The 24,635-nt window shown below is 59.8% G+C and carries 21 protein-coding genes; 13 read left to right on the forward strand and 8 right to left on the reverse strand.

The window, feature by feature from the left end:
* Positions 1-126: 126 nt before the first annotated feature.
* Positions 127-1,479, reverse strand: coding sequence for a lysozyme inhibitor LprI family protein (locus KVG85_RS01040; RefSeq protein ID WP_217862773.1), 1,353 nt, complete (start codon positions 1,477-1,479; stop codon positions 127-129).
* 217 nt (positions 1,480-1,696) lie between these two features.
* Between KVG85_RS01040 and KVG85_RS01045 the strand changes: the two genes are divergently transcribed.
* From KVG85_RS01045 to KVG85_RS01060, 4 genes are all read left to right on the forward strand, one after another.
* Positions 1,697-3,301 carry a tetratricopeptide repeat-containing response regulator gene (locus KVG85_RS01045; protein ID WP_016773603.1) on the forward strand — a complete coding sequence of 535 codons (1,605 nt, stop codon included), beginning with the start codon at positions 1,697-1,699 and terminating at the stop codon, positions 3,299-3,301.
* Positions 3,298-3,990 carry a sensor histidine kinase gene (locus KVG85_RS01050; protein WP_016773604.1) on the forward strand — a complete coding sequence of 231 codons (693 nt, stop codon included), beginning with the start codon at positions 3,298-3,300 and terminating at the stop codon, positions 3,988-3,990. The genes KVG85_RS01045 and KVG85_RS01050 overlap by 4 nt, the downstream gene beginning before the upstream one ends.
* A gap of 307 nt (positions 3,991-4,297) precedes the next feature.
* The gene (locus KVG85_RS01055) at positions 4,298-5,539 is read left to right on the forward strand and encodes a glutamine synthetase family protein (RefSeq protein WP_172834031.1); all 1,242 of its coding nucleotides are present in this window, start codon (positions 4,298-4,300) and stop codon (positions 5,537-5,539) included.
* A gap of 69 nt (positions 5,540-5,608) precedes the next feature.
* Positions 5,609-6,997 carry an MFS transporter gene (locus KVG85_RS01060; RefSeq protein ID WP_217862774.1) on the forward strand — a complete coding sequence of 463 codons (1,389 nt, stop codon included), beginning with the start codon at positions 5,609-5,611 and terminating at the stop codon, positions 6,995-6,997.
* A gap of 73 nt (positions 6,998-7,070) precedes the next feature.
* Here KVG85_RS01060 and KVG85_RS01065 read toward each other — a convergent pair whose 3' ends face one another.
* From KVG85_RS01065 to flgA, 4 genes are all read right to left on the reverse strand, one after another.
* Positions 7,071-7,817: a flagellar brake protein gene (locus KVG85_RS01065; protein ID WP_217862775.1), complete on the reverse strand. Its 747-nt coding sequence runs from the start codon at positions 7,815-7,817 to the stop codon at positions 7,071-7,073.
* 92 nt (positions 7,818-7,909) lie between these two features.
* Positions 7,910-8,377, reverse strand: a complete 468-nt coding sequence (locus KVG85_RS01070; protein ID WP_016773608.1) for a flagella synthesis protein FlgN — start codon at positions 8,375-8,377, stop codon at positions 7,910-7,912.
* Between the two features lie 48 nt (positions 8,378-8,425).
* Positions 8,426-8,752, reverse strand: a complete 327-nt coding sequence (flgM, locus tag KVG85_RS01075) for a flagellar biosynthesis anti-sigma factor FlgM (protein WP_016773609.1) — start codon at positions 8,750-8,752, stop codon at positions 8,426-8,428.
* 162 nt (positions 8,753-8,914) lie between these two features.
* Positions 8,915-9,676, reverse strand: coding sequence for a flagellar basal body P-ring formation chaperone FlgA (flgA, locus tag KVG85_RS01080; RefSeq protein WP_073472167.1), 762 nt, complete (start codon positions 9,674-9,676; stop codon positions 8,915-8,917).
* Between the two features lie 82 nt (positions 9,677-9,758).
* On the opposite strand from flgA, the gene KVG85_RS01085 reads away from it, so the two are divergent.
* The 6 genes from KVG85_RS01085 to flgE all read left to right on the forward strand — a co-directional run bounded on the left by KVG85_RS01085 (position 9,759) and on the right by flgE (position 14,903).
* On the forward strand, positions 9,759-10,691 hold the full coding sequence (locus KVG85_RS01085; protein ID WP_016773611.1) for a chemotaxis protein CheV: 933 nt from the start codon (positions 9,759-9,761) through the stop codon (positions 10,689-10,691).
* A gap of 46 nt (positions 10,692-10,737) precedes the next feature.
* Positions 10,738-11,565, forward strand: coding sequence for a protein-glutamate O-methyltransferase CheR (gene cheR, locus KVG85_RS01090; RefSeq protein WP_016773612.1), 828 nt, complete (start codon positions 10,738-10,740; stop codon positions 11,563-11,565).
* 370 nt (positions 11,566-11,935) lie between these two features.
* Entirely contained in the window at positions 11,936-12,346 is a 411-nt protein-coding gene (flgB, locus tag KVG85_RS01095; RefSeq protein WP_016773613.1) for a flagellar basal body rod protein FlgB, read from the forward strand.
* Between the two features lie 3 nt (positions 12,347-12,349).
* Entirely contained in the window at positions 12,350-12,793 is a 444-nt protein-coding gene (gene flgC, locus KVG85_RS01100) for a flagellar basal body rod protein FlgC (RefSeq protein WP_016773614.1), read from the forward strand.
* 15 nt (positions 12,794-12,808) lie between these two features.
* Positions 12,809-13,537 (forward strand): flagellar hook assembly protein FlgD, encoded by a 729-nt coding sequence (flgD, locus tag KVG85_RS01105; protein ID WP_016773615.1) that lies wholly within the window; start codon positions 12,809-12,811, stop codon positions 13,535-13,537.
* Positions 13,538-13,568: 31 nt separating this feature from the next.
* Entirely contained in the window at positions 13,569-14,903 is a 1,335-nt protein-coding gene (gene flgE, locus KVG85_RS01110) for a flagellar hook protein FlgE (RefSeq protein ID WP_125926494.1), read from the forward strand.
* A 1,130-nt stretch (positions 14,904-16,033) separates the two neighbouring features.
* Here flgE and KVG85_RS01115 read toward each other — a convergent pair.
* Positions 16,034-18,928 (reverse strand): ribonucleoside-diphosphate reductase subunit alpha, encoded by a 2,895-nt coding sequence (locus tag KVG85_RS01115; RefSeq protein ID WP_024013986.1) that lies wholly within the window; start codon positions 18,926-18,928, stop codon positions 16,034-16,036.
* 851 nt (positions 18,929-19,779) lie between these two features.
* Here KVG85_RS01115 and KVG85_RS01120 point away from each other — a divergent pair.
* Together KVG85_RS01120 and KVG85_RS01125 are read left to right on the forward strand one after the other, a co-directional pair.
* Positions 19,780-20,502: a response regulator gene (locus KVG85_RS01120; protein ID WP_024013985.1), complete on the forward strand. Its 723-nt coding sequence runs from the start codon at positions 19,780-19,782 to the stop codon at positions 20,500-20,502.
* On the forward strand, positions 20,499-22,109 hold the full coding sequence (locus KVG85_RS01125; protein WP_122707485.1) for an ATP-binding protein: 1,611 nt from the start codon (positions 20,499-20,501) through the stop codon (positions 22,107-22,109). The genes KVG85_RS01120 and KVG85_RS01125 overlap by 4 nt, the downstream gene beginning before the upstream one ends.
* 107 nt (positions 22,110-22,216) lie before the next feature.
* Here KVG85_RS01125 and KVG85_RS01130 read toward each other — a convergent pair whose 3' ends face one another.
* A complete protein-coding gene (locus KVG85_RS01130) occupies positions 22,217-22,942 on the reverse strand; it encodes a 4'-phosphopantetheinyl transferase family protein (RefSeq protein WP_217862776.1) in 726 nt (241 codons plus the stop codon).
* Between the two features lie 151 nt (positions 22,943-23,093).
* Complete coding sequence (locus KVG85_RS01135; RefSeq protein WP_122700232.1) at positions 23,094-23,885, reverse strand: dienelactone hydrolase family protein; 792 nt, start codon at positions 23,883-23,885, stop codon at positions 23,094-23,096.
* A gap of 143 nt (positions 23,886-24,028) precedes the next feature.
* On the opposite strand from KVG85_RS01135, the gene KVG85_RS01140 reads away from it, so the two are divergent.
* Positions 24,029-24,634 carry a membrane protein gene (locus KVG85_RS01140; protein ID WP_041479569.1) on the forward strand — a complete coding sequence of 202 codons (606 nt, stop codon included), beginning with the start codon at positions 24,029-24,031 and terminating at the stop codon, positions 24,632-24,634.
* The last annotated feature ends 1 nt before the right edge of the window (position 24,635 follow it).

A 24,635-nucleotide genomic window follows, 5' to 3' on the forward strand; every position in this document is an offset into this window, starting at 1 on the left:
ATTGAGCAGAATAAACCTCATTTGCGAATCTGCCTGCACTTTTGAAGGACAAATGTGCTGCCTGTGTTTTTGACATCCGGTGATTGGCAACCGTGCCGATTAATTTGCCGGCGTGATGATCGGTGGTCAGTCGTCGTTGATTTCGACTTTGCCAAAGCTCCCACTGACCTCGGTTACATGCCGACGGCCGAAGACTTCGTAGGTAGTCCCGCTGGCCTCTACGCCCGGCTTGCGCACGGCCAGTTGGGCGAATAACCCAGTCTTTTCGCTGTAACTGCCGAACCAGTCAATCAGCGCCCCGATGTAGCATTCGCCGCCGATCATTACCGGCAAATCGGCGATCTTTTCGATGGTGTAGTGCCCTGGACCGTAGCTGTAGTAATCGTCTTCGCCGGCGCCCGTCGGAGGAATGGGGCAAAGGGGCGCGTCAGGGTTTGAGCCCGATGCGACTTTCATTGCCTGAGTGATGGCGTGGTCGAGTGCCGCGCGCAAATCCGCTTCGAGCTCATAGGTGCTGGTGCCGTCTTCCGTATGTTGCGTGGTTGGCACTTGCAGGGAGTAAGCGTAACGCACGGACACCGTCGGTACCTGACGGTTGATCTTCAGCGGATTGAGCAGGTACAGATTATCGACACCATAGGCGCCGTTTCGGTAAGCGGCATAAATTCTGTCGTGAAGCCTGATCCAGCTGATTGCCTGATTAGCGCCACGGTCGTTGGTGTAGAACAGCGAGCTTTCCGGCTCGACCGATCTTTTGACGAACCGCTCGCCCGTGCGGCGCCAGGTTTCCACGTAGGTGAACAAGCCGGTGCCGCCTGCGTATGTGTCGACGATAAGGTCGCGCTGGCCATCATTGTCCAGATCCAGCAGTGCGTAAGAAGTCCGTCCGGTCTCGGCGGCGCCTCCGATGCTTGAGGCTTTCAATGCTTGCCACTCATCCTCGCTCACGCCTTTGGGACGCGACTTGGGGAAGTTGGTTTGCTCGCCGTAACTGTCGACTGGATCGCCCGCGAACGATGTCTGCGAAGACTCGAAAGCCCGTGCGGCCAAGGCATGTTCCAGCGCAAATTCCGGGTGGTTTTTGCTCTCGGCACGAATGCTTTCCTGCAGATCGTTCATCGCCTGAAGATCCACGGCGTCCGGCTGCCACATTGCGGCTTGCGTCCACTGTGCCTGCAATGCTTGCAGGCGCTGGCGGTAGCTGCCATCCAGGCAAGCGACATCGACTGCGCAGGCATTGCGGGTTTTTAGCCAGGCGCGCTGGGTGCGCTTGAGCTCAGGTTGCGTCGCTGTGGCAGTTGTCATCAGTTGGCGATACAGCGTGCCCATCTGCGCGTCTAGCTCATACAGCGATGTATTCGCGCAAATCGTGTTTTCCACGTCGTTCGCCGCTTTTTTGCAATCCATCGCCGCCGCTGTCGCTTGCTGGATAAAAACAAGCAAACACGCTGACATGATGTAGCGTCCCTTGATGTACACGATTCAGTCCTTATGCAAATCCTTGAGCAGGCGCGCAGAGTAATACTCCAGGCAACATTCTTGAAGCACCACCCTCAGGCCCGGGCATTTTTGGCCGATAACCCGAACGGTGAGTTCAGACTCCAGCGAAATCGCTTGATGGCGCATGGCCTCCGGCTATCATCTGCGCGCCTGAAATCGCCTCGGTTCGTTTTCTTCAATTGCCTGGAAATCTTCGATGTCGTCGTATCACCAAAAAAGCTTTCTGATCGTCGATGATTTTTCCGATTTCCGCAGTTCCGTGCGTTCGATGTTGCGTGAGCTCGGCGTCAAGGATGTCGATACTGCCGACACTGGCGAGCAGGCGCTGAAGATGTGCTCGCAGAAGTCCTACGATTTCATTCTTCAGGACTTCCACCTCGGCGACGGCAAGAAGAACGGCCAGCAGGTGCTCGAAGACCTGATGTCGGAAAAGCTCATCAGCCACGAAGCCGTTTTCGTCATGGTCACCGCCGAGACCAGTCAGGCGATGGTGCTCAGTGCGCTGGAGCACGAGCCGGATGCCTACCTGACCAAACCGTTCAATCGTTCCGGACTGGCCCAGCGCCTTGAGCGTCTGGAGCAACGCAAGACGTTGCTCAAACCGATTCTGCAGGCCCTTGATCGCGGTAAGCCGGTCGAGGTGCTCAATGCCTGTATTGCCCTGTGCAAACAGGACATCCGCTATTCGCCGCTGTGCCTGCGCTACCGCGCCGATGCGCTGCGCGACATGAATCAGAACGAAGCGCTGGAGCGACTCTACGACGGCATCATTGCCGACCGTCCGTTGCCGTGGGCCTTCGCTGGATTGGGCAAGTTGCTGTTCAAACGCGGGCAGGTCTCGCAGGCCAAAGAGGTCTATGAAAAGGCCTTGAAAGTGTTCCCGATGATGCCGGCGCTGTATGACGGCATGGCTGATGTGCTGGTGGCCGAAGGCGACAGCAAAGGCGCGCAGCGGGTGCTGGAAGAAGCGATCCGGCTGTCGCCGCTGGCGGTGCGCCGTCAGGCTTTGCTCGGCAAACTGGCGATGGCCAACGAAGATTTCGAAACCGCCTCGCGGGCTTATCGTCAGGCCGTGGCGCAGGGCGCGCAGTCGCGTTTCAAGGACCCGGAAAGCAATCTCGGCCTGGCTCATGCGCTGATCAGCAAGGGCAGCGATCGCGGCCTCGACACGCGCACGCGGCTGGAGATCAACACCACCCTCAGTGCCGTGGCCAAGGAGAACCCGAGCGATCCCGGCCTGCAAATTCGCGCGCGGCTGATGAAGGCCACCAGCCTGTTGCTCAACGACGCCGAAACCGCCGACAAGCTCACCGAACAAGCACTGATGCGCCTCGATGGCATGGAGCAATTCATGAGCCCCGAGGCGGCGTTGCTGGTGGCCAAGCAGTTGCAGATGCTCGGTCAGGCCGAGGCGGGCACTTCGATGCTCAAGAGCTGCGCGGAGATTTACGGTGATGACCCGGCGGTGATGAAAGACATCGCCAAACTCACCGACGATCCGACCATTCTCAGCTCGAGCAACGCTGCGGCCGATCTCAACCGCCAGGGCGTGCGCGTGTACAAGACCGGCAATCTGGTCGAGGCCCGCGAGGTGTTCCGCAAGGCGCTCAAGCTGCAACCGAAAAACATCAGTATCGCGCTGAACCTGGCCCAGTCGCTGCTGCACGGCACCGACACCAGTGTGCCGTCGGCGGAGCTGGAAGAATGTCGGGCCTGCCTGAAACTGGTGGGCCTGATGCCCGACACCGACGCGCGGTTTGCGCGTTATCAGAAGCTGAAAAGCAAGGCGTTTGGCGAATGAACCCAATTGATCCGGCGCTGGATTTTTCCACGGTGATTGCCTCCACCGTCCACGACATGAAGAACTCCCTGGCCATGCTGATGCAGGCGCACAGCCAATGGCTCGCGCGTCTGCCGAAAGAGCTGCGCGACGGCTCGGAGCAGGGCGTGATCGACTTCGAGTTCGCCCACCTCAACGGCATGCTGGTGCAGTTGCTCGGGCTGTACAAACTCGGCGTCAACCAGTTGCCGCTACAGCCGGCCTATCACGAACTCGACGATTTCATCGAGGCGCAACTGGCCGCGCATCAGGAAGTGTTTGCCAGTCGCGGCATCATCGCCACCTATGAAGTCGATCCGTTGAGCCCGCTGGGTTTCTTCGATCGCGAGCTGATCGCCTCGGTGCTTGGTAACTGCATCAACAATGCGATCCGTTACGCCCGCGAGTCGCTGCTGATTACTGTCAGTGATGAAGCCGGGCAACTGGTATTGAGCATCAACGACGACGGCGACGGCTATCCAGCAGAGATGCTCGAGCGTCAGGCCGATTATGTGCAGGGCATCAATCACAGCAGCGGCAGCACCGGGCTGGGTCTGTATTTCGCCAATCGCATCGCCGCGCTGCACCAGCGCAACGGCGTGGAAGGGCGCACCGAAATCAGCAATGGCGGGCCGTTGGGTGGTGGGGTGTTCAGCCTCTACTTGCCCTGAGGTCTGGTGTAGGAGCTGCCGAAGGCTGCGATCTTTTGATTTTAAAAAGCAAGATCAAAAGATCGCAGCCTCGTTGCACTCGTCAGCTCCTACGGCTCCTGCACAAGATCGGGATTTTTGTGGGCGCTGCTTGATATTCCGAACAGCCGCAGCCTATTTTGTCCGGGTCGCCGTTCGCGGCTCGCACAACAACAAGGATTGCGTCATGACAACCGATGGCCAGGGTTCACTCGCGCAGCGATTGACCGGCATTGATGAGATTGAATGTGTCACCCCGGATCTGAACGGTGTGCCACGGGGCAAGGTGATGACCGCCGAGGGTTTCCTCGAGGGGCGGCGTTTGCAGTTGGCGCGGGGTGTGCTGCTGCAATGCATCATGGGCGGCTATCCGCCGGCGCGGTTCTACGGCAGCGATGACGGCGATCTGGCGCTGGTCGCCGATCCTGCGCAGATTCACCGTTTGCCCTGGAGCGACGAGCCGCGCGCCATGGCGATTTGCGACGCCGACGAACTGAGCGGGGGGAGCTCAAGTCTCTCGACCCGTGGCCAGCTCAAAGCGGTCATCGCCCGTTACGCCGCGCACGGTCTGGCGCCTGTTGTGGCGACCGAACTGGAATTTTTTGTCTTCGCACCGAACACCGATCCGACTCAGCCGTTCCGTCCGCCGGTAGGCCTCGACGGCCGTCGCGAGGATGGCCAGTCGGCGTTCAGCGTCAGTTCCAACAACGGTCTGCGGCCGTTCTTCAGCGAAGTGTATAAATGCATGGCCGCCCTCGGCCTGCCACGCGACACCTTCATGCATGAAATGGGCGTCAGCCAGTTCGAGATCAATCTGCTGCACGGCGACCCGCTGCTGCTGGCCGATCAGACGTTCCTGTTCAAGCACCTGCTCAAGGAGGTCGCGCTCAAGCATGGCCTGAGCGTGGTGTGCATGGCCAAACCGCTGGCGCACACGCCGGGCAGTTCGATGCATATTCACCAGAGCATCGTTGAGATCGGCAGCGGCAAGAATGTCTTCACTGACTCGAACGGCGAGCCGACGTCGATGTTCCGCCACTTCATCGGCGGACAACAGGCAGGCCTCGCCGATTTCACCGCACTGTTTGCGCCCAACGTGAATTCCTATCAGCGCCTGTGTCATCCGTACGCGTCGCCGAACAATGCCTGCTGGTCCCATGACAATCGCGCCGCCGGCTTGCGTATTCCCGCCAGCTCGCCGGTCGCACGTCGGGTCGAAAACCGTTTGCCGGGCGCCGACGCCAACCCTTATCTGGCGATCGCCGCCAGTCTGGCTGCGGGTTTGCACGGCATCGAACAGGAACTGGAGCCGAGCGCGGCAATCCAGGGTGAGTTCGCCGTGCCGGATAATCTGGCCTTGCCGTGTACCTTGCACGCCGCGCTGGAGCGTCTGAAACGTAGCCAGTTGGCGAGGGAACTGTTCGGGTCGGAGTTCATCGAAGGCTACATCGCTTCGAAGACCATGGAGTTGACCAGCTTCTTTGATGAAATCACTCCCTGGGAGCGCCGTGTGCTGGCCGCCCAGGCCTGACGTATCGCTGTTGCCGGGCTGTCGTTCTGACCGCCCGGTATTTACTGCAAGGAGCCGCTCGGAACGCCGATGCGCCAAATCTGGAAATCCTTTCGAGCGCTGTATTTCGCCTCGCTGATGATGTTGATCGGCTCAGGCCTTCTTTCTACTTATCTGGCTTTGCGTCTGGCTGCCGACAACGTCGACGGGCTGTGGGTCGGTGCGCTGATGGCGGCCAACTATTTCGGTCTGGTGCTGGGCGGCAAGATCGGCCATCGCCTGATTGCCCGGGTCGGGCATATCCGTGCCTACTCGGCGTGTGCCGGGATCGTCGGCGCGGCGGTGCTCGGCCATGGTCTGGTGGACTGGCTGCCGGCGTGGCTGGTGCTGCGGACGATCGTCGGTCTGGGCATGATGTGTCAGTACATGGTCATCGAGAGCTGGCTCAACGAGCAGGCCGACGCCAATCAGCGTGGACTGGTGTTCAGCGGTTACATGATCGCCTCTTATCTGGGCCTGGTGCTGGGCCAGCTGATTCTGGTCATGCACCCCGGCCTCGGCCTGGAACTGCTGATGCTGGTGGCGCTGTGCTTTGCCCTGTGTCTGGTGCCGGTGACGCTGACCCGACGGATTCACCCGGCGCCTCTGCACCCCGCGCCGATGGAGCCGCGCTTCTTTATCAAGCGTGTGCCGCAATCGCTGAGCACGGTGCTCGGCGCCGGTCTGATCATCGGTTCGTTCTACGGTCTGGCGCCGCTGTATGCCTCGCAACAGGGGCTGTCGACCGAGCAGGTCGGTCTGTTCATGGGTAGCTGCATTTTTGCTGGTCTGCTGGTGCAGTGGCCGTTGGGCTGGTTGTCCGACCGTTATGACCGCGCGCTGCTGATCCGCTGCTTTGCCGGGTTTCTGGCCGTGGCGGCGTTGCCGTTGGCGATCATGCCGCAGGTGCCGCTGGAGGTGTTGTTCGTCGTTGGTTTCTTCTGTTCGCTGGTGCAGTTCTGCCTGTATCCGCTGGCGGTGGCGTTTTCCAACGACCACGTCGAAGGCGATCGCCGCGTGTCACTGACCGCCATGTTGCTGGTGACTTACGGTGTTGGCGCGAGCATCGGGCCGCTGCTGGCGGGTGTGCTGATGAAGTTTCTCGGCAGTCAGAGCCTGTATGCGTTCTTCAGTTTCTTCGCGCTGGTGCTGGTCTGGCGGATTCGTCCGAAAGCGGTGACCAACCTGCACCAGGTCGACGACGCACCGCTGCACCACGTGGCAATGCCGGACAGCATGTCGAGCTCGCCGCTGGTGGCGGCGCTTGACCCGCGTGTCGATGAGCAGGTGGTGCAGGAGCAGATGGTCCAAGACCCGGCGCCGGTCACTCCTGAGCCTGAGCCTGAGCCCGAAGCGCAGCCGGAAGCAGTCGTTGAAACCGAACTGGACAGCGGCAATGAAGACAAGCCTGCGCCGGATATCAGCGGTGGCAGGCCCTGAGTCGAAGGTAAACATCGGCGCATAAAAAAGGGCAGTCCTGTGCGGGACTGCCCTTTTTATTGGTCACTGCGACTCAGAGATCGTCTTTGTCGAAACGCCGTGCTTCACGCTGCAACTGGTAAACGAAACGCTCGACGTTGCGCGCAGCCTGGCCACTGATGTTGTGGAAGCGCAGACCGGCGAAGGTGATGTTGAGTTTTTCTTCGAAGTGCAGGTAGCGCAGTTCGACCGATGTTGGCTGGTTGCCGAACAGCGGCGGGGCGATCAGGCGATCGTAGACCTGGCCCAGTTGCAGGCGATCAGTGATGTCGCCTTCGAAGCGGAATTTGCAGCCAGTGGCGGAGATATCCAGCAGCTTGCCGTGCAACGGCGTCTTGAGCTTTTCGCCGCCCAGTTCAACGCTGACCAGATCGGTGAGCTTCAACGCAGCGCGGAAGGCGTTACGGCGCTGGTGGTAAACCACTTCAGTCGGCAGGTCGCCGGTGTAGAAGCGATCACCGTCGGATTCTTCGATGTTCAGCGTGCCGTTGCATTCCCAGGCAATCCGCACGCCGTCATGAAAGCCTTCGACCTTGAACGGTTCGCCCGCTTGCAGGAAGCGCTCGCCATCGCGCGGGATCATTTCGTCCAGCGCGATCGTTGCGGTTTCGCGGTCGACCTTGATCAGGTAACTCTGAAAACGCTGGCTGCGTTCATGGAAGGTGATGATCAGCGGATCATGGCTGTCTTGCAGCTGGCGCAGGTTGCTGGAGATTTCCAGTGGCGTGGTGAGCACCTTCGGAGGCTGCGGAGCATCATCCGCGCTTAGGGTGTTGGACACGGTTCTTTAATCTCCAGACAAAATAAGACTACGACTGGCCAGTATTTTGCCAGCATGTTGCGCAAGTGGATAGTGCAGGGCCAGCGAATGGCTCATGCCTGGCTGAGCGTTCGCGGCTTGACCGGTTTGGCAAAGGTCCCGCTGGCGTCGTACAGCGCTGGCGGCTCACCGCCGGTGAGGATCTTCAGCTGGTTGGCCGTGGTCGCCTGCTGGATCTGGATCGACTGGCCGTTCTTGATGTTGGCCGCCTGGCATTGGGCGATCAGCGCGGTCAGGGCATCGCCCTGGGTCAGCAACTGGTCGCCAATGCTCGACTGGCTGGCCAGTTGCTCAAGACCTGTGCGGTCGGTCGGCAGGTTGAGGCTGGCGAGGATTTCGCTGCGCTTGCGGCCATGCTGCTCGAGCAGAATGATCAACGCTTGCTTGGTCGCCAGAATTTCTTCCAGCAACGGCATGTCGCGACCATGCAAAGCGAGGGATTCGGTTTGCAATAACTCCAGCAATTGTTGCGCTGGAGCAAAGTCGTCGTTGATCAGTTGCAATAAGTTAGTGTCGTGCATGGCTGGCCTTGGGGTTTAAGCGTCCAAAAGCCTGGCGCCGGCAAAAGCCTAGCGCTGGGCTTCGAAGTTGAGCAGTTTGCTGGCTACACGGTTGCTGTCGACTTTATAGCTGCCATCGGCAATCGCGGCTTTCAACTCGGCCACTCGGGCTTTGTCGACAGCAGGCTGATCGCGCAGCTTGTCAGTGACCTTCTGCAACTGTTGAGCCTCATTGCTGAGGTGTACCGACTCCCCGCTTTTGGCGACATTGGCCTGTTCGGCCTGGGTATTCAGCGGCGCGGAGGGGCTGTTTTCAGCGCTTTCCTTGGCGTTGCTGGTACGTGTGCTGCCGGTTAGTGACGAGGAACTGTTCAATCGGTTGAAATCGATAACCATGATAAAAAACCTCTGGGAATTTGGACGCTTGCCATGTTTTCGGCTATCCCCTGAAAAACTTTAGGCCCAATCAACCATAAGCTTGCATGCGCCGTTGCGAGACCTGCTGCGGCACAGTTTAGGGAAGCGACGGGATCGGCGCCAGTTTTCTCCACGAGGCTTTTACATGGCCACTTCGACCTGTCCCGGCGCAATCACCTGCGCCTTGATAACTCTTTGAGAATTAAGGTTTTTTACTCGAATCTGTTCTTTCATGCCGCCATTGGAGAGCGCTTCGCCCGGCATGCGTACGGCAAGGGTGCCGCTGCGCGCAGTGATCACCACCTGGTCACCCTTGCGCACCACTTCGGCCTGTTCCAGATGCACCAGAGTGATGACCTGATCGGCGACCGTTGGTCGGGTAAGTTTCTGCCCGATCGCTTCGTCGACCGAGGTCAGGAAACCCTGGTTGATCGTACTGACGTCGCGCTCGCGCAAGGTCACATCCTGCGGCTCGATAATGCCGGCGCGTTTCAGCGGACGAGTGGTCGTCACGATCTCGCGAAACAGGCGGACTTGAGCGGGTACGAACACCGTCCAGGGCGAACTGCCTTCGCAGCGAACCTTCACCGTGACGCGGCCCAGCGGGCGTGCCGGGCTCTCCAGCGTGGCTGTCAATTCCTTGTCGCACATTGGCATGCGCATGCGCGGGTCGAGCTGGTTGACTTCGATTTCGTAGCGGCCTTCGGTTTGACTGGAAGCCAAATAGTCTTCTACGGTGAATTCAAGAAAGCCCTGAGTCACGCCGATAAGCATATCAGGCAAGGTAACCGCATCTGCATGGGCAGGACTGCCAGCAAGCAAGCAGCAAACGGCGGACACCGCGCAAAGCCCTTTGCGAAGGGAGGATGTCAGGCGTCGGGAAAATGTCGTTTGAGCGTTCATACGAGTTAAAAAGCAAGCGCCGTGCCGTTTAGCAATGAATGTGCGTCGCAACAACACTTGGCGTTGGTGTAGGAGTCTGGGCATGGCTGGTGTAATGGATTCGGTGAACCAGCGCACGCAACTGGTAGGGCAGAATCGCCTCGAGCTGCTGCTGTTCCGTCTCGACGGGCCGCAGCTCTACGGGATCAACGTGTTCAAGGTACGGGAAGTGTTGCAATGCCCGTCCCTGACGTTGATGCCCAAATCCAGTCCTGTCGTGTGCGGGGTAGCGAATATACGGGGAGCGACCATTCCGATCCTGGATCTGGCAATGGCAACGGGCTCCGGTGCGTTGAAAGACAAGAACAGTCCGTTCGTGATCATCACGGAGTACAACACCAAGACCCAGGGTTTCCTGGTCCGCTCGGTGGAGCGCATCGTCAACATGAACTGGGAAGAGATCCATCCGCCACCCAAGGGTACCGGTCGCGATCACTACCTGACCGCTGTGACCCGGGTCGACAATCAGTTGGTCGAAATCATCGACGTCGAGAAGGTGCTGGCCGAAGTGGCGCCGACGCCGGAAGCGATTTCGGTGGGCGTGGTCGATGTCGAGACGCAGACCAAGGCGTTGTCGCTGCGGGTGCTGACGGTCGATGACTCGTCGGTGGCGCGCAAGCAGGTCACCCGTTGTCTGCAGACCATCGGTGTCGAAGTGGTGGCGCTGAACGACGGCAAGCAGGCGCTGGATTACCTGCGCAAGCTGGTCGACGAGGGCAAGAAGCCGGAAGAAGAGTTCCTGATGATGATTTCCGACATCGAGATGCCGGAGATGGACGGGTACACCCTGACGGCGGAAATCCGCGGCGACGCACGCATGCAAAAGCTCCATATCATCCTGCATACTTCGTTGTCGGGGGTATTCAATCAGGCGATGGTGAAGAAAGTCGGTGCTGATGACTTCCTGGCCAAATTCCGTCCTGATGACCTCGCATCCCGGGTAGTCGACCGGATCAAAGCAGCAGATATCAGCTAGGGGCCTTCTGCCCCTGGCGGTCAACACGATTTAAGAGGCGGCATCATTGTCTACGGGTAATTTGGATTTCGAACAGTTCCGGGTCTTCCTGGAAAAAGCCTGTGGCATTCTGCTCGGTGAAAACAAGCAGTATCTGGTCTCGAGCCGTCTCAACAAACTGATGGAGCAGCAAGGCATCAAGTCCCTGGGTGAGCTGGTACAGCGCATCCAGACCCAGCCGCGCAGCGGTTTGCGCGAGCAGGTGGTCGATGCCATGACGACCAACGAAACCCTGTGGTTTCGCGACACCTATCCGTTTGAAGTCTTGAAGAACAAGGTACTGCCGGAAGCGATCAAGGCCAGCCCCAACCAGCGTCTGCGGATCTGGTCAGCGGCCTGCTCGTCGGGGCAGGAACCGTACTCGCTGTCGATGTCGATCGACGAGTTCGAGCGCAGCAACCTGGGCCAGTTGAAGATGGGCGTGCAGATCGTTGCCACTGATCTGTCGGGCCTGATGCTCAACAACTGCAAGACCGGCGAGTACGACAGCCTGGCGATCGGTCGCGGTCTGTCGCCGGAACGCCTGCAACGCTACTTCGACCCGAAAGGGCCGGGGCGCTGGGTGGTCAAGGCGCCGATCAAGAGCCGGGTGGAATTCCGCTCGTTCAACCTGCTCGACAGTTACGCAGCGCTGGGCAAGTTCGACATCGTGTTCTGCCGCAACGTGCTGATCTACTTCTCTGCCGAAGTGAAGAAGGACATCCTGTTGCGCATTCACAGCACGTTGAAGCCGGGTGGGTACCTGTTCCTTGGCGCTTCGGAAGCGCTGAACGGATTGCCGGATCATTACCAGATGGTTCAGTGCAGCCCGGGGATTATTTACAAGGCGAAATAAGCGGTTCGCGGCAGTACAAAAAACGGGAGGCCCCAAAAGGCCTGCCGTTTTTTTATGCCCGAATTATTTCCACGAACACCACAAACCCCCTGTGGGAGCGAGCCTGCTCGCGAAAGCGGTCTGTCCGTAAGACAGTTGGCGCCTGACACGCCGCCTTCGCGAGCAGGCTCGCTCCCACAGGGATCTGCGCTGACCTGGCAAGGACGGCAAGCGGCAGAAAAGCGGCATCCGGCGGTAACCGGTTGCCGCTTTTCTGGCATTGCCGCTTAGCCTGTTTGGCGCAAAGCCCCGGAATACGGGGCTTTGTTCATTTGGCACGGCGCTTGCTAAAGCTCAGATACGAAAAACCGGTCACCTGAAGGTTCCCGACATGAGCATCAGCTTCGACAAAGCGCTGGGCATTCACGAAAAGGCACTGGGCTTCCGCGCCCAGCGTGCCGAAGTGCTGGCCAACAACATCGCCAACGCCGACACCCCGAACTACAAGGCGCGGGATCTGGATTTCTCCAAAGTGCTCGAAGCACAGACCGAGAAGACCAAGACCGGCGGCCACTTTGCCCTGAACATGACCAACAGCCGGCACATCGAGGCTGAAGGGCTGGGCAATGGCGACGAGTCGCTGATGTATCGCACGCCGATGCAGCCTTCGATCGACCAGAACACCGTCGACGCTCAATTGGAACAGTCGAACTACGCAGAAAACGCCGTCGGCTTCCAGGCCAGCTTCACCTTGCTCAACAGCAAATTCAAAGGGCTGGTGTCAGCCCTGCGCGGAGAATAATCCATGTCCCTGTCCAGCGTTTTCAACATTGCCGGCAGCGGCATGAGCGCGCAGACCACGCGTCTGAACACCGTGGCGTCGAACATCGCCAACGCCGAAACCGTTTCGTCGAGCATCGACCAGACCTACCGCGCCCGTCATCCGGTATTCGCCACCATGTTCCAGGGCGGCCAGGCAGGCGGCAGCAATTCGCTGTTCCAGAACCAGGACGCTGCCGGGCAGGGCGTGCAGGTGCTCGGCGTTGTCGAAGACCAGAGCAATCTTGAAGCGCGCTACGAGCCGAACCATCCGGCCGCCGACGCCAAGGGCTACGTCTACTACCCGAACGTCAACGTGGTGGAAGAAATGGCTGACATGATTTCCGCGAGCCGCTCGTTCCAGACCAACGCGGAAATGATGAACACCGCCAAAACCATGATGCAGAAGGTACTGACCCTCGGTCAGTAATAAGGGGCGACTGCCATGAGCGTTACGGATACCACCAGCAGCCTGAGCATGAACGACATCCTGGCCAACTCGTCGAAGAAGGCCAGCAGCACTACGTCGGGCGGCATCGCTTCGGCGACCAACAGTGCCACCGGCGGCCAGGCGCTGGGCAAGGATGCTTTCCTGCAATTGCTGGTCACCCAGCTGAAAAACCAGAACCCGCTCGACCCGCAGGACAACAGCGCTTTCGTTGCGCAACTGGCGCAGTTCAGCAGCCTTGAAGGCATTACCACGCTGAACTCCACCGTCAGTGGCCTTGCCGGCAACTACAACTCGTCGCAGGCGCTGCAAGCGTCGTCGCTGGTCGGTCGCAACGTGATCGTGCAGACCAACACCGCGCAGCTCGATGACCCGAGCAAAGGCCTGACCGGTTCGGTCACCGTGCCTTCGTCGATTGCCGGCGGCACCGTGACCATTACCGACAAGGACGGCAAGACCGTGCGCACCATCGACCTGGGCAGCCGCGCTGCCGGCGATGCCAGTTTCACTTGGGACGGCAAGGACACCGCCGGCACCGTGGTTCCGGTCGGCACTTACACGTTCAAGGCCAACGCACCGATCAACGGCACCGCGACCGACCTGGCGACCTACCTGCCAGCGACCGTCAACAGCGTGACGATCAGCCAGACCGGTGGCGAGCTGATGCTCAACCTGGCCGGCAAGGGCACCGTTGCCCTGTCCAAAGTACAAACCATTGGTATATAGAGCCGACTAACCCGGCACGAAGGAGTGGAACATGTCTTTTAACATCGGCCTTAGCGGTCTCTATGCCGCCAACAAACAACTCGACGTCACCGGCAACAACATCGCCAACGTCGCCACCGCCGGTTTCAAATCCTCGCGGGCAGAATTCGCAGACGTGTACTCGGCCACTCGTTTGGGTACCGGTACCAAAGTGATCGGCAACGGCGTGCGCCTGGCCAATGTGTCCCAGCAGTTCACCCAGGGTGACATCAACAACACTGGCAACGTGCTGGACATGGGGATCAACGGTTCCGGCTTCTTCACCATGAGCAACAACGGCTCGATCTCGTACACCCGTGCCGGTACGTTCAAGGTCGACGACCAAGGTTTCATTACCAATACCGACTACACCTCGCGTCTGCAGGGTTACGGTGTGGATGCCAATGGCAAGATCATCAACGGTGTGCTGACCGATTTGAAGATCGATACTTCGAACCTCGCGCCGAAATCCACTTCGGCGGTGACCTCGAGCATCAACCTGAATTCGTCGGCACCGAAAATCATCGATACTGGCGCCACTGCCGTCGTGTTCGATCCTTCCAAGCCTGAGACTTACACCAAGTCCTTCAGCACGCCGATCTATGACACTCAGGGCAACTCGCACGTCATGGATCAGTACATGGTCAAGACCGGCGACAACGTCTGGAAGGTCTACACTCTGGTTGATGGTCGCAACCCGGACGCTACCGGTACCAACCCTGTCACCACGCCGCCGGTGGCTTCGACGCTGACGTTCGACAGTTCAGGCAAACTGGTTCAGGTGAGCACGCCTAACCCGGCTGATCCGACTAACCCGATCATTAGCAGCGATCTCACGTTGAAAAACTGGGTGCCGGGCACCGTGACCAATGGCAACTTCACGCCTAATGGCGCAGCGGCGAACCCGAATGGCGTGACCATTTCCATGGCCAGCACCACCCAATACAACGCCGACACCTCACGCACGATCCCGACTCAGGATGGTTACGCTACCGGCCAGATCACCAACCTGACCATCGACGGCACCGGTACCCTGTTCGCTAACTTCAGCAACAACCAGAACAAGGCCATCGGCCAGGTCGCATTGGCCAGCTTCACTAACGAGCAAGGTCTGCAAGCTGTCGGCGGCACCAGCTGGAAGGAAACCTTTGCTTCGGGTATCCCGGGTTATGACGCTCCGGAAACCGGCACGCTGGGCTCCATTCAATCCAACTCGCTGGAGGAGTCGAACGTCAATCTGACCAATGAGCTGGTTGATCTGATAAAAGGCCAGAGCAACTATCAGGCGAACGCCAAGACCATTTCGACGCAGAGCACGATTATGCAGACCATTATTCAGATGACCTGATTCGGGTTTCTGAGCTGGTTTTTTGGGCCCCTCGGTTTTGAGGGGCTTTTTTTTTGGCCGTGTCGGCCTTTGGGCCGACCAGGTTCTTGGGGTTTTGGGGGTATATCCGTTTTTGCGGGTGTTGCGGATTACGGTTCCGCCCTTACGGCGGGTCACCTTTTTCAAACGCCAAAAAGGTAACCGAAAAGGCTTGCTCCTGCGTTCGGCCCTCGCAGGCTCGGGTTCCTTCGCTACGGGATCGATCCGGGCGCAGCGCCTCCGGTTTGCTTCGCTGCACCTCCCCTCGCTGTGTCTGGCTGCGCCAGACGGTCGCTGCGCTCCCACGCCCGGATCAAGCCCTCCGCTCAGCCTTCCGACGTCGCCCGTGGATCAAGATCAAAGGCACTCGAGCTTGCGCTCATTGTTGAGTGGTGAAGAGCGTGTGGTCTGCTTTGGATCTGTGTTGGATTCGCCCCTCACCCCAGCCCTCTCCCGAGGGAGAGGGGGCCGATCTGTGTGGTGTTCAAAACCTGCATTCGACTCGGTGTCTCAGGTCGGCGTACCCGCCTGTACAACTCGGTCAGTCCCCTCTCCCTTCGGGAGAGGGCTAGGGTGAGGGGCTTTTGATCTTCTGCATATTTGCATTCGACTCGGTGTCTCAGGTCGGCGTACTTCGCCTGTACAACTCGGTCAGTCCCCTCTCCCTTCGGGAGAGGGCTAGGGTGAGGGGCTCTTGATCTGGCTTGCTTTGGCTCCGGCTTTTGACCTTCCGCCCCTTCGGCAGGCTTCGTTACGGGATTGATCCGGGCGTGGGAGCGCAGCCAAACACAGCGAGAGGAGGTGCAGCGAAGCAAACCGGAGGCGCTGCGCCCGGAGCGATCCCGTAACGAAGGTACCCCGAGCCCCAGCGAGCGGGCCGTACGCCGGGACAAAGCCTTTTGGGTTACCTTTTCGCTGGGCCGGCACTCCGGCGTTTGGAAAAGGTGACTCGCTGTAAGAGCGAAACCATAAGAAGCCGTTACCGCAGCAACGGATATTCACCCGAACCCCAAACCCCCAAAAAACAAAACCCCCGACACACCAGCAGTCTGTCGGGGGTTTCTTTTGCCTGAAGATTTCAGGCGTCTCGCAACGCCTGATCTCAGCTCAGCTTATTGGCAAGCTTCGCAATCCGGCTCGTCAATCGCGCAGGCCTTTGGCACTGGCGCCGGACCTGCCGGAGCGGCCAGGACCGAATCGTCGCCGTGGTTGCCGCCGCTGGAAACAGCGTTCAGCTTACCGGTGTTGATGGTCGACTTCTCGGTGCTGGTCGCGGCCAGGGCACGGAGGTAGTAGGTGGTTTTCAGACCACGGTACCAGGCCATGCGGTAGGTCACGTCGAGCTTCTTGCCCGATGCGCCGGCGATGTAGAGGTTCAGCGACTGGGCCTGGTCGATCCACTTCTGACGACGGCTGGCGGCGTCAACGATCCACTTGGTGTCCACTTCGAACGCGGTCGCGTAGAGCTCTTTGAGTTCTTGCGGGATGCGCTCGATCTGCTGCACCGAACCGTCGTAGTACTTCAGGTCGTTGATCATGACCGAGTCCCACAGACCGCGAGCCTTCAGGTCGCGAACCAGGTACGGGTTGATCACGGTGAATTCGCCCGACAGGTTCGATTTCACGTACAGGTTCTGGTAGGTCGGTTCGATCGACTGCGAAACGCCAGTGATGTTGGCGATGGTCGCGGTCGGTGCGATGGCCATGATGTTCGAGTTACGGATGCCTTTCTGTACACGGGCGCGAACCGGTGCCCAGTCGAGGGTTTCCTTCAGGTCGACATCGATGTACTTCTCGCCGCGCTGCTCGATCAGGATCTGTTGCGAATCCAGTGGCAGGATGCCCTTGGACCACAGCGAACCGTTGAACGTCTCGTAGGCGCCGCGCTCGTCGGCCAGGTCGCAGGAAGCCTGGATCGCGTAGTAGCTGACCGCTTCCATCGACTTGTCGGCGAACTCGACGGCAGCGTCGGAGCCGTAGGCGATGTGCTGCAGGTACAGAGCGTCCTGGAAGCCCATGATGCCCAGACCGACCGGACGGTGGCGGAAGTTGGAGTTCTTCGCTTGCGGCACCGAGTAGTAGTTGATGTCGATCACGTTATCGAGCATGCGCACGGCGGTGTTCACGGTGCGTTGCAGCTTGGCGGTATCGAGCTTGCCGTCGACGATGTGGTTCGGCAGGTTGATCGAGCCCAGGTTGCAAACGGCGATCTCGTCCTTGTTGGTGTTCAAGGTGATCTCGGTGCACAGGTTCGAGCTGTGGACCACGCCGACATGCTGCTGCGGGCTGCGCAGGTTGCACGGGTCTTTGAAAGTCAGCCATGGGTGGCCGGTTTCGAACAGCATGGAGAGCATCTTGCGCCACAGGTCTTTGGCCTGGATGGTCTTGAACAGCTTGACCTTGCCCGGGTACTCGGTCAGCGCTTCGTAGTACTCGTAGCGCTCTTCGAAGGCTTTACCGGTCAGGTCGTGCAGGTCCGGTACTTCCGATGGCGAGAACAGGGTCCACTTGCCGTCATCGAAGACACGCTTCATGAACAGGTCAGGGATCCAGTTGGCGGTGTTCATGTCGTGGGTACGACGACGATCATCACCGGTGTTCTTGCGCAGCTCGATGAACTCTTCGATGTCCATGTGCCAGGTTTCCAGGTAGGCACACACAGCGCCTTTGCGCTTGCCACCCTGGTTCACGGCCACAGCGGTGTCGTTCACCACTTTGAGGAACGGCACCACGCCTTGCGACTTGCCGTTGGTGCCCTTGATGTAAGAACCCAGCGCACGGACAGGCGTCCAGTCGTTGCCCAGGCCGCCAGCAAATTTCGACAGCATGGCGTTGTCGTGGATCGCGTGATAGATGCCCGACAGGTCATCCGGCACGGTGGTCAGGTAGCAGCTCGACAGCTGTGGACGCAGGGTACCGGCGTTGAACAGCGTCGGGGTCGAAGCCATGTAGTCGAACGAGGACAGCAGGTTGTAGAACTCGATCGCACGGTCTTCTTTCTGCTTCTCTTCGATCGCAAGACCCATGGCCACGCGCATGAAGAAGATCTGCGGCAGTTCGAAACGCACGCCATCCTTGTGGATGAAGTAGCGGTCGTACAGGGTCTGCAGGCCCAGGTAGGTGAATTGCTGATCGCGCTCGTGGTTGATCGCCTTGCCCAGTTTTTCCAGGTCGAAGGTGGCCAGCACAGGGTTCAGCAGTTCGAACTCGATACCTTTGGCGATGTAGGCCGGCAGGGCCTTGGCGTACAGGTCGGCCATTTCGTGATGGGTGGCGCTTTCGGCGACTTCGAGGAAGTTCAGGCCTTCGGCACGCAGGGTGTCCATCAGCAGGCGGGCGGTGACGAACGAGTAGTTCGGCTCGCGCTCGACCAGGGTACGGGCGGTCATCACCAGGGCGGTGTTGACGTCGGTCAGGGCCACGCCGTCGTACAGGTTCTTCAGGGTTTCGCGCTGGATCAGGTCGCCATCGACTTCTTCCAGGCCTTCGCAGGCTTCGGTAACGATGGTGTTCAGGCGGCCCATGTCCAGCGGCGCGAGGCTGCCGTCGGCGCGGGTGATGCGGATCGACGGGTGCGCGTTGACTGCTGCTTCGGCAGGAGCGTGCGCTGCGCGCTCTTTCGAACGGCCGTCACGGTAGATCACGTAGTCACGCGCGACTTTCTGCTCGCCGGCGCGCATCAGGGCCAGTTCGACCTGGTCCTGGATTTCTTCGATGTGGATGGTGCCGCCCGATGGCATGCGACGCTTGAAGGTCGCGGTGACCTGTTCGGTCAGGCGCGCAACGGTGTCGTGGATTCGCGACGAGGCGGCAGCGGTGCCGCCTTCAACTGCGAGGAACGCTTTGGTGATAGCGACGGTGATCTTGTCATCGGTGTAAGGAACGACAGTGCCATTACGCTTGATCACGCGCAGCTGGCCAGGCGCGGTGGCTGCCAGATCCGAAGTCGAATCGGCGGCCTGCGGCAAGGTGCCCTGCGGGTTCTCGCGAGTTGTGTCGGTTTGCATGGGGGGTGGTCTCCACATTCTCTATGTTTGTTTGGCACCGTCATGGTGCTCACCGTTCTGTACCGAAGCACTGCAACCGACGGGCGTCGGCATTACAAACTTCGGAACAGTAGGAAAAAGGCTGCAACGCCGCATCCTTGCCGAAGTTTTGGTGGCAAACCGAAGCTCGCTACCGAATTCCTTCGCGGGTGGCAGTCATGACTGCAACACCCATACCGTTTTGTCCGTTTCGGACCAAATAAAACGGTGCCATCCGCCAGTGCGGTTTGGGCTTGAAAAAACTCGCTTGTTCTACCGGAAACTGGCCATAAAGCACTTGAGTTTCAGGTCTGAAATGTGGTTGGGCGTTTTAGGTGAAAACCCTATATGTAGGGTCTCCGTTTTCGCCGTGCTACAAGATAATGCGTTTCAGGGGGGGATTGCAACGTACTACCTGTGGATAAGCCTGTGCGTAATTTGTGTAAGAAACAGGGAAAACGCGTGTAGGCCGCGAACCTGCTGAGCCAGACCGTTTGTCACTGTTTTTTTGCCTGGAAAAACGCTTCAGCGGTTTTTTAAGGGCGCGAACCCTATCACAGAATTCCGCCTTGTCCGAACGCATTTACCGACTTGTTTTCCGGGTGAGCGGCGTTTATACAATCGCTGGGCGCATGGGCATTTTTATCCTCCTGAAACATGACAGATGATCGGGAGGTACACGCAGGATTGTGGGAGCGAGCCTGCTCGCGAATCGATTGACCACTGAGCTGGTGCAACAGACGCTTTCGCGAGCAGGCTCGCTCCCACAGGTTTTGTCCGTGTCAGGCGATTGTCTTTCTTCTTTGAATAAAAACAGCAAGCAGAGGTCACCGGTGGAGCAACAAACCTGGCAGGTATTGATCGTCGAGGATGACCAGCGACTGGCCGAGCTCACCCGTGATTACCTGCAAGCCAATGGCCTGCGCGTGGAGATCGAAGGCAACGGCGCGCTGGCGGCGGCGCGGATCATCAAGGAGCAGCCGGATCTGGTGATCCTCGATCTGATGCTGCCCGGCGAGGATGGCCTGAGCATCTGCCGCAAGGTGCGCAGCCAGTACGACGGGCCGATCCTGATGCTCACCGCGCGCACCGATGACGCTGATCAGATCCACGGCCTCGACCTCGGTGCCGACGACTATGTGTGCAAACCGGTGCGTCCGCGCTTGTTGCTGGCGCGCATCCAGGCGTTGCTGCGCCGCAGTGACACACCGGAGCCGGCCGCGGAAAAATCCCGGCGTTTGCAATTCGGTCCGTTGGTGGTCGACAACGCATTGCGTGAAGCCTGGCTGAGCGACAACGGCATCGAGCTGACCAGCGCCGAATTCGACCTGCTGTGGCTGCTGGTGTCCAACGCCGGGCGGATTCTGTCCCGGGAAGAAATCTTCACTGCCCTGCGCGGCATTGGCTATGACGGCCAGGACCGCTCAATCGACGTGCGCATCTCGCGCATCCGCCCGAAAATCGGCGACGACCCCGACCATCCGCGCCTGATCAAGACCATCCGCAGCAAAGGCTACCTGTTCGTCCCGGAAGCCTGCGCAGACCTGGCGCTGTGAACTCGATCTTCCTGCGCATCTACGGCGGCATGTGCGCCGCGCTGATTCTGGTGGCGGTACTCGGCGTGCTGGCGCTGAACCTGCTCAATCAGGTGCGCAGCGAGCAATACCGCGAGCGCCTGGCCCACGGCACCTTCTCGCTGATGGCCGACAATCTGCAACCGATGAACCAGACCGAACGCCATCGCGCGCTGCTGGTGTGGGAGCGGCTGCTCGGTATTCCGCTGACGCTGAAGAAATTCTCTGAAACCGACCTTGATCTGGCCCAGCGCACCCGTGTGCTGCGCGGTCAGGCGCTGGTCGAGCAGACCGGGCCTCACGCGGCCAAGGTCTATCGGCTGATCAGCGAAAAAGAGCAAATGATGCTGGTGGGCGAGGTGCAGCAGATCAGCGAGCAACTGGCCCGGGCGACCATTTACCTGCTGGCCGATGAACTGGTGCGGGTACCGGTCGGCGAACAGCCCAAACGTCTGGCGCAGATAAAACAGGAAAAGGGCTTTGGCTTCGATCTGCGTCTGGTCACGGTAAATGACGCCGACATGGACGAAGACCAGAGCCGCCGCGTAGCCGAGGGCGATACGGTGATGGCGCTGGGCAAGGGCGGCGATTCGATCCGTGTGTTTGCCGGCATGGTTGGCACGCCGTGGGTGCTGGAAATTGGCCCGCTGTATCAGATGAATCCGTACCCGCCGGAGTGGCTGGTATTGATTGCCGCGCTCGGTCTGACCCTGATCGGCCTTATCGTTTATCTGTTGGTGCGTCAGCTCGAGCGACGTTTGCGCGGCCTCGAAGCGGCGGCCACGCGCATCGCCAAGGGCAGCCTGGAAACCCGTGTGCCGGCGCGCGGTGCCGACTCGGTCGGGCGGCTGGCGTTGGCGTTCAATGGCATGGCCGAGCACTTGCAACAGTTGCTGGCGATCCAGCGTGAACTGGTGCGCGCGGTATCCCATGAACTGCGCACGCCGGTGGCGCGGCTGCGTTTCGGTCTGGAAATGATCGGCACGGCCACCACTCCGCAGGCGCTGGAAAAATACCGCGAAGGCATGGATCACGACATCGAAGACCTCGATAAGCTGGTCGACGAGATGCTCACTTACGCACGCCTGGAGCAGGGCTCGCCGGCGCTGACCTTCCAGCGCATCGATCTGGATGCGCTGGTCAATCAGGTAATCGCAGAATTGGCGCCGCTGCGCGCCGAGGTCACGGTACAGCGCGGATTGTGTCTGTCATCGGCCGACAACGACGGCGCCTGGGTCGAGGCCGAGCCGCGTTATTTGCATCGGGCGCTGCAGAATCTGGTGGGCAACGCGATGCGCCATGCGCATTCGCAGGTGACGGTGAGTTATCAGGTCGGTCAGTTGCGTTGCCGGATTGACGTCGAGGACGACGGGCCGGGCGTGCCGGAGGTGGCATGGGAGCGGATCTTCACGCCGTTCCTGCGCTTGGACGATAGCCGCACGCGGGCCTCGGGCGGGCATGGTCTGGGACTGTCGATTGTGCGGCGGATCATTCACTGGCACGACGGCCGCGCGATCATTGGCAAGAGCAAGAGTCTGGGTGGGGCGTGCTTCAGTCTGAGCTGGCCGAGGAATCAGGAGCGCCGCTGAGATTCGGGATACCGCCTTCGCGAGCAGGCTCGCTCCCACATTTGAAATGCAATCCCCTGTGGGAGCGAGCCAGCTCGCGAAGGCGCCATAACAGGCAATGCAAAACTTCAGGCAGGAATGCTGACCAGACTCAGCAACTGCCCATCCTGCACTGCAAACTGCGCCTCCAGCTCCGATCCGTTGCGCCATTCGCTCGACAAATCCGTCAACAACCGCAGCCTGACCTGTCCCGCCTCAGTCCATTCCAGCACTTCGGCATGCTCGAAATAAAAGCGCTGCTGCACGATCGGGTAGAGCGCCTTGAACAAACTCTCTTTGACCGAAAACGTCAGGGTCACCCGCAGCGCCAGTTGCTCCTGAGAACCCGCCGCCATGCGCTGCAATTCCGCCGGGGTGAGAATTTCCCCGGCCAGACGTTCGGCGCGCTCGTGGCTCAACAGGTTTTCCTGATCCATGCCCAAGCCGCGCCAGTGCTGTTTGTTGGCGACAATCGCCGCCGCACGGCCAGTGCTGTGGGTGATCGAACCGCAAATGTGCGCCGGCCAAACCGGCGCGCGGTCTTCGCCGATCGGTGGGACGATATTCAGGCCTTCGAGTTGTTGCAGCGCGGCGCGGGCGCAGATGCGCCCGGCGAGAAACTCGGCTTGGCGCTTGGCCACCGAGCGCTGAATGCTCGGTGGCGCCGGCACAGCGCTGCGCTGGAAGTCATCGCCAAGCAGGCGTGCCGGGTCGAAGTAGGTACTGAGCAGCACGGTATCGGCCAGGACCGTCGGCAACGGCCAATGGCTGTCGAGCGCAGTGCAGCAGGCGGGCAGGGCGGGGGTGGTATGCATGGCGGGCATTTTGCCGGTTAGTCGAGGCAAGGTCGAGAACGGCGGTGAAGCCTTCGCGAGCAGGCTCGCTCCCACAGGGGATCTTCTGCGCGACAGATATCCAGTGTGGGAGCGAGCCTGCTCGCGAAAGCCGCGCCTCGGCGTTACTGACTCAACCGAAAATTTTCTTGAAGAACGCCTGCATATCCGCCCACGACTTCTCGTCCGCCGCCTTGTTGTAACCAATGTCCGGCCCGCCATGCTCGCCATGGCTCAGGCGATCGGCATCCGGATTGCTGAAGCCATGCTTGGCGCCATCCAGACTGACGAACTGGTAGTCCGCCCCGGCCTTGTCCATCTCCGACTTGAACGCGGTGACGTGGTCCTGAGTGACCATGCTGTCCAGCGCACCGTGCTCGACGAGGATTTTCGCCTTGACGCTGCCCGGAGTCGCCGGGGTCTTGGTTGCCAGCGCGCCATGGAAACTCACCACGCCGGCCAGCGGCACACCCTGACGCGCCGCATTCAGCACCACGGCGCCACCGAAGCAATAGCCGATGGCGGCGATTTTGTTCGGGTCGGTCTGCTTTTGCTTCTTCAACAGATCGAGCCCGGCGGCGAAACGTTTACTGGCGGCATCGGCGTCCTTGGTCGCTGCCTGCATGAAAGCCATGGCGTCTTTCGGGTGCTCGGTGTTCTTGCCTTCGCCGTACATATCGATGGCCAGCGCGCTGTAGCCGAGTTCGGCGAGATCCCGCGCGCGGCGCTTGGCGTAATCGTTCAGCCCCCACCATTCGTGGACCACGACAACGCCGGGGCGTGGGCCTTTGATCGCGTCGTCATAGGCGTAGTAGCCGATCAGTTGGCTGCCGTCGGCGCTTTGGTAGGGGATTTCTTCAGTCTTGATCGCAGCCTGGGTGAAGCTGCTGACCGCCAGCAAAGTGAGGGCGAGGAACAGGCGCATGGTCGGGTCTCCTTATTGAAAGTGGTCAGAACAGCCTAGTCGATCCGGTTCAGGTCAGGTTCAGAGACGGTTCAGGGGCCGTACAGGGGCGGCTCAGTAACCTTGCGCCATACCCAAACAGCACTGTGAAAGAGGAAATACCCATGACTCGTTTAAACAAATTGCTGCTGGCTTTTACCCTGTTAGGCTCCAGCATCGCGGCGAACGCCGACGACACCAGCAACTTCGCCGGCCTGACGTTCGGCCAGACCAGCGACAAGATCGACAAGTCCCACGCGCTCAACAACAACCTCGGCAACCCCAACGTCACCGGGGCCATCGACGGCAACAACACCTACGGCATGCGCCTCGGTCAGCAAAACAGCCAGGGCCGCTACTACGCCACTTACGACAACGTTTCCGGCTCGCACAATGGCGTTAAACTGCGCCAGGAAAATCTGCTCGGCAGCTATGACCTGTTCTACCCGGTGGGCGGCAGCACCAAGTTGTTCGGTGGCGCCACGGCCGGTCTGACCAAGCTGACGCAGGATTCGCCAGGTTTCAGCCGTGACAGCGATATCGGTTACGCCATCGGTGGTCAGGTCGGTGTGTTGCAGCAGGTTTCGCAGAACACCTCGGTGGAACTCGGTTACCGTTACCTGCGCAGCAACGCCAGCACCGAAATGAAAGAGAGCGGCGGCAGCAAACAGGGCTCGCTGGACTTGACCAGCAGCGCGCAGACCTACCTGTCGGCCAACTACTATTTCTAAG

The sequence above is a fragment of the Pseudomonas triticicola genome (genome assembly GCF_019145375.1).
In the GTDB taxonomy this organism is placed as follows: Bacteria; Pseudomonadota; Gammaproteobacteria; order Pseudomonadales; family Pseudomonadaceae; genus Aquipseudomonas; species Aquipseudomonas triticicola.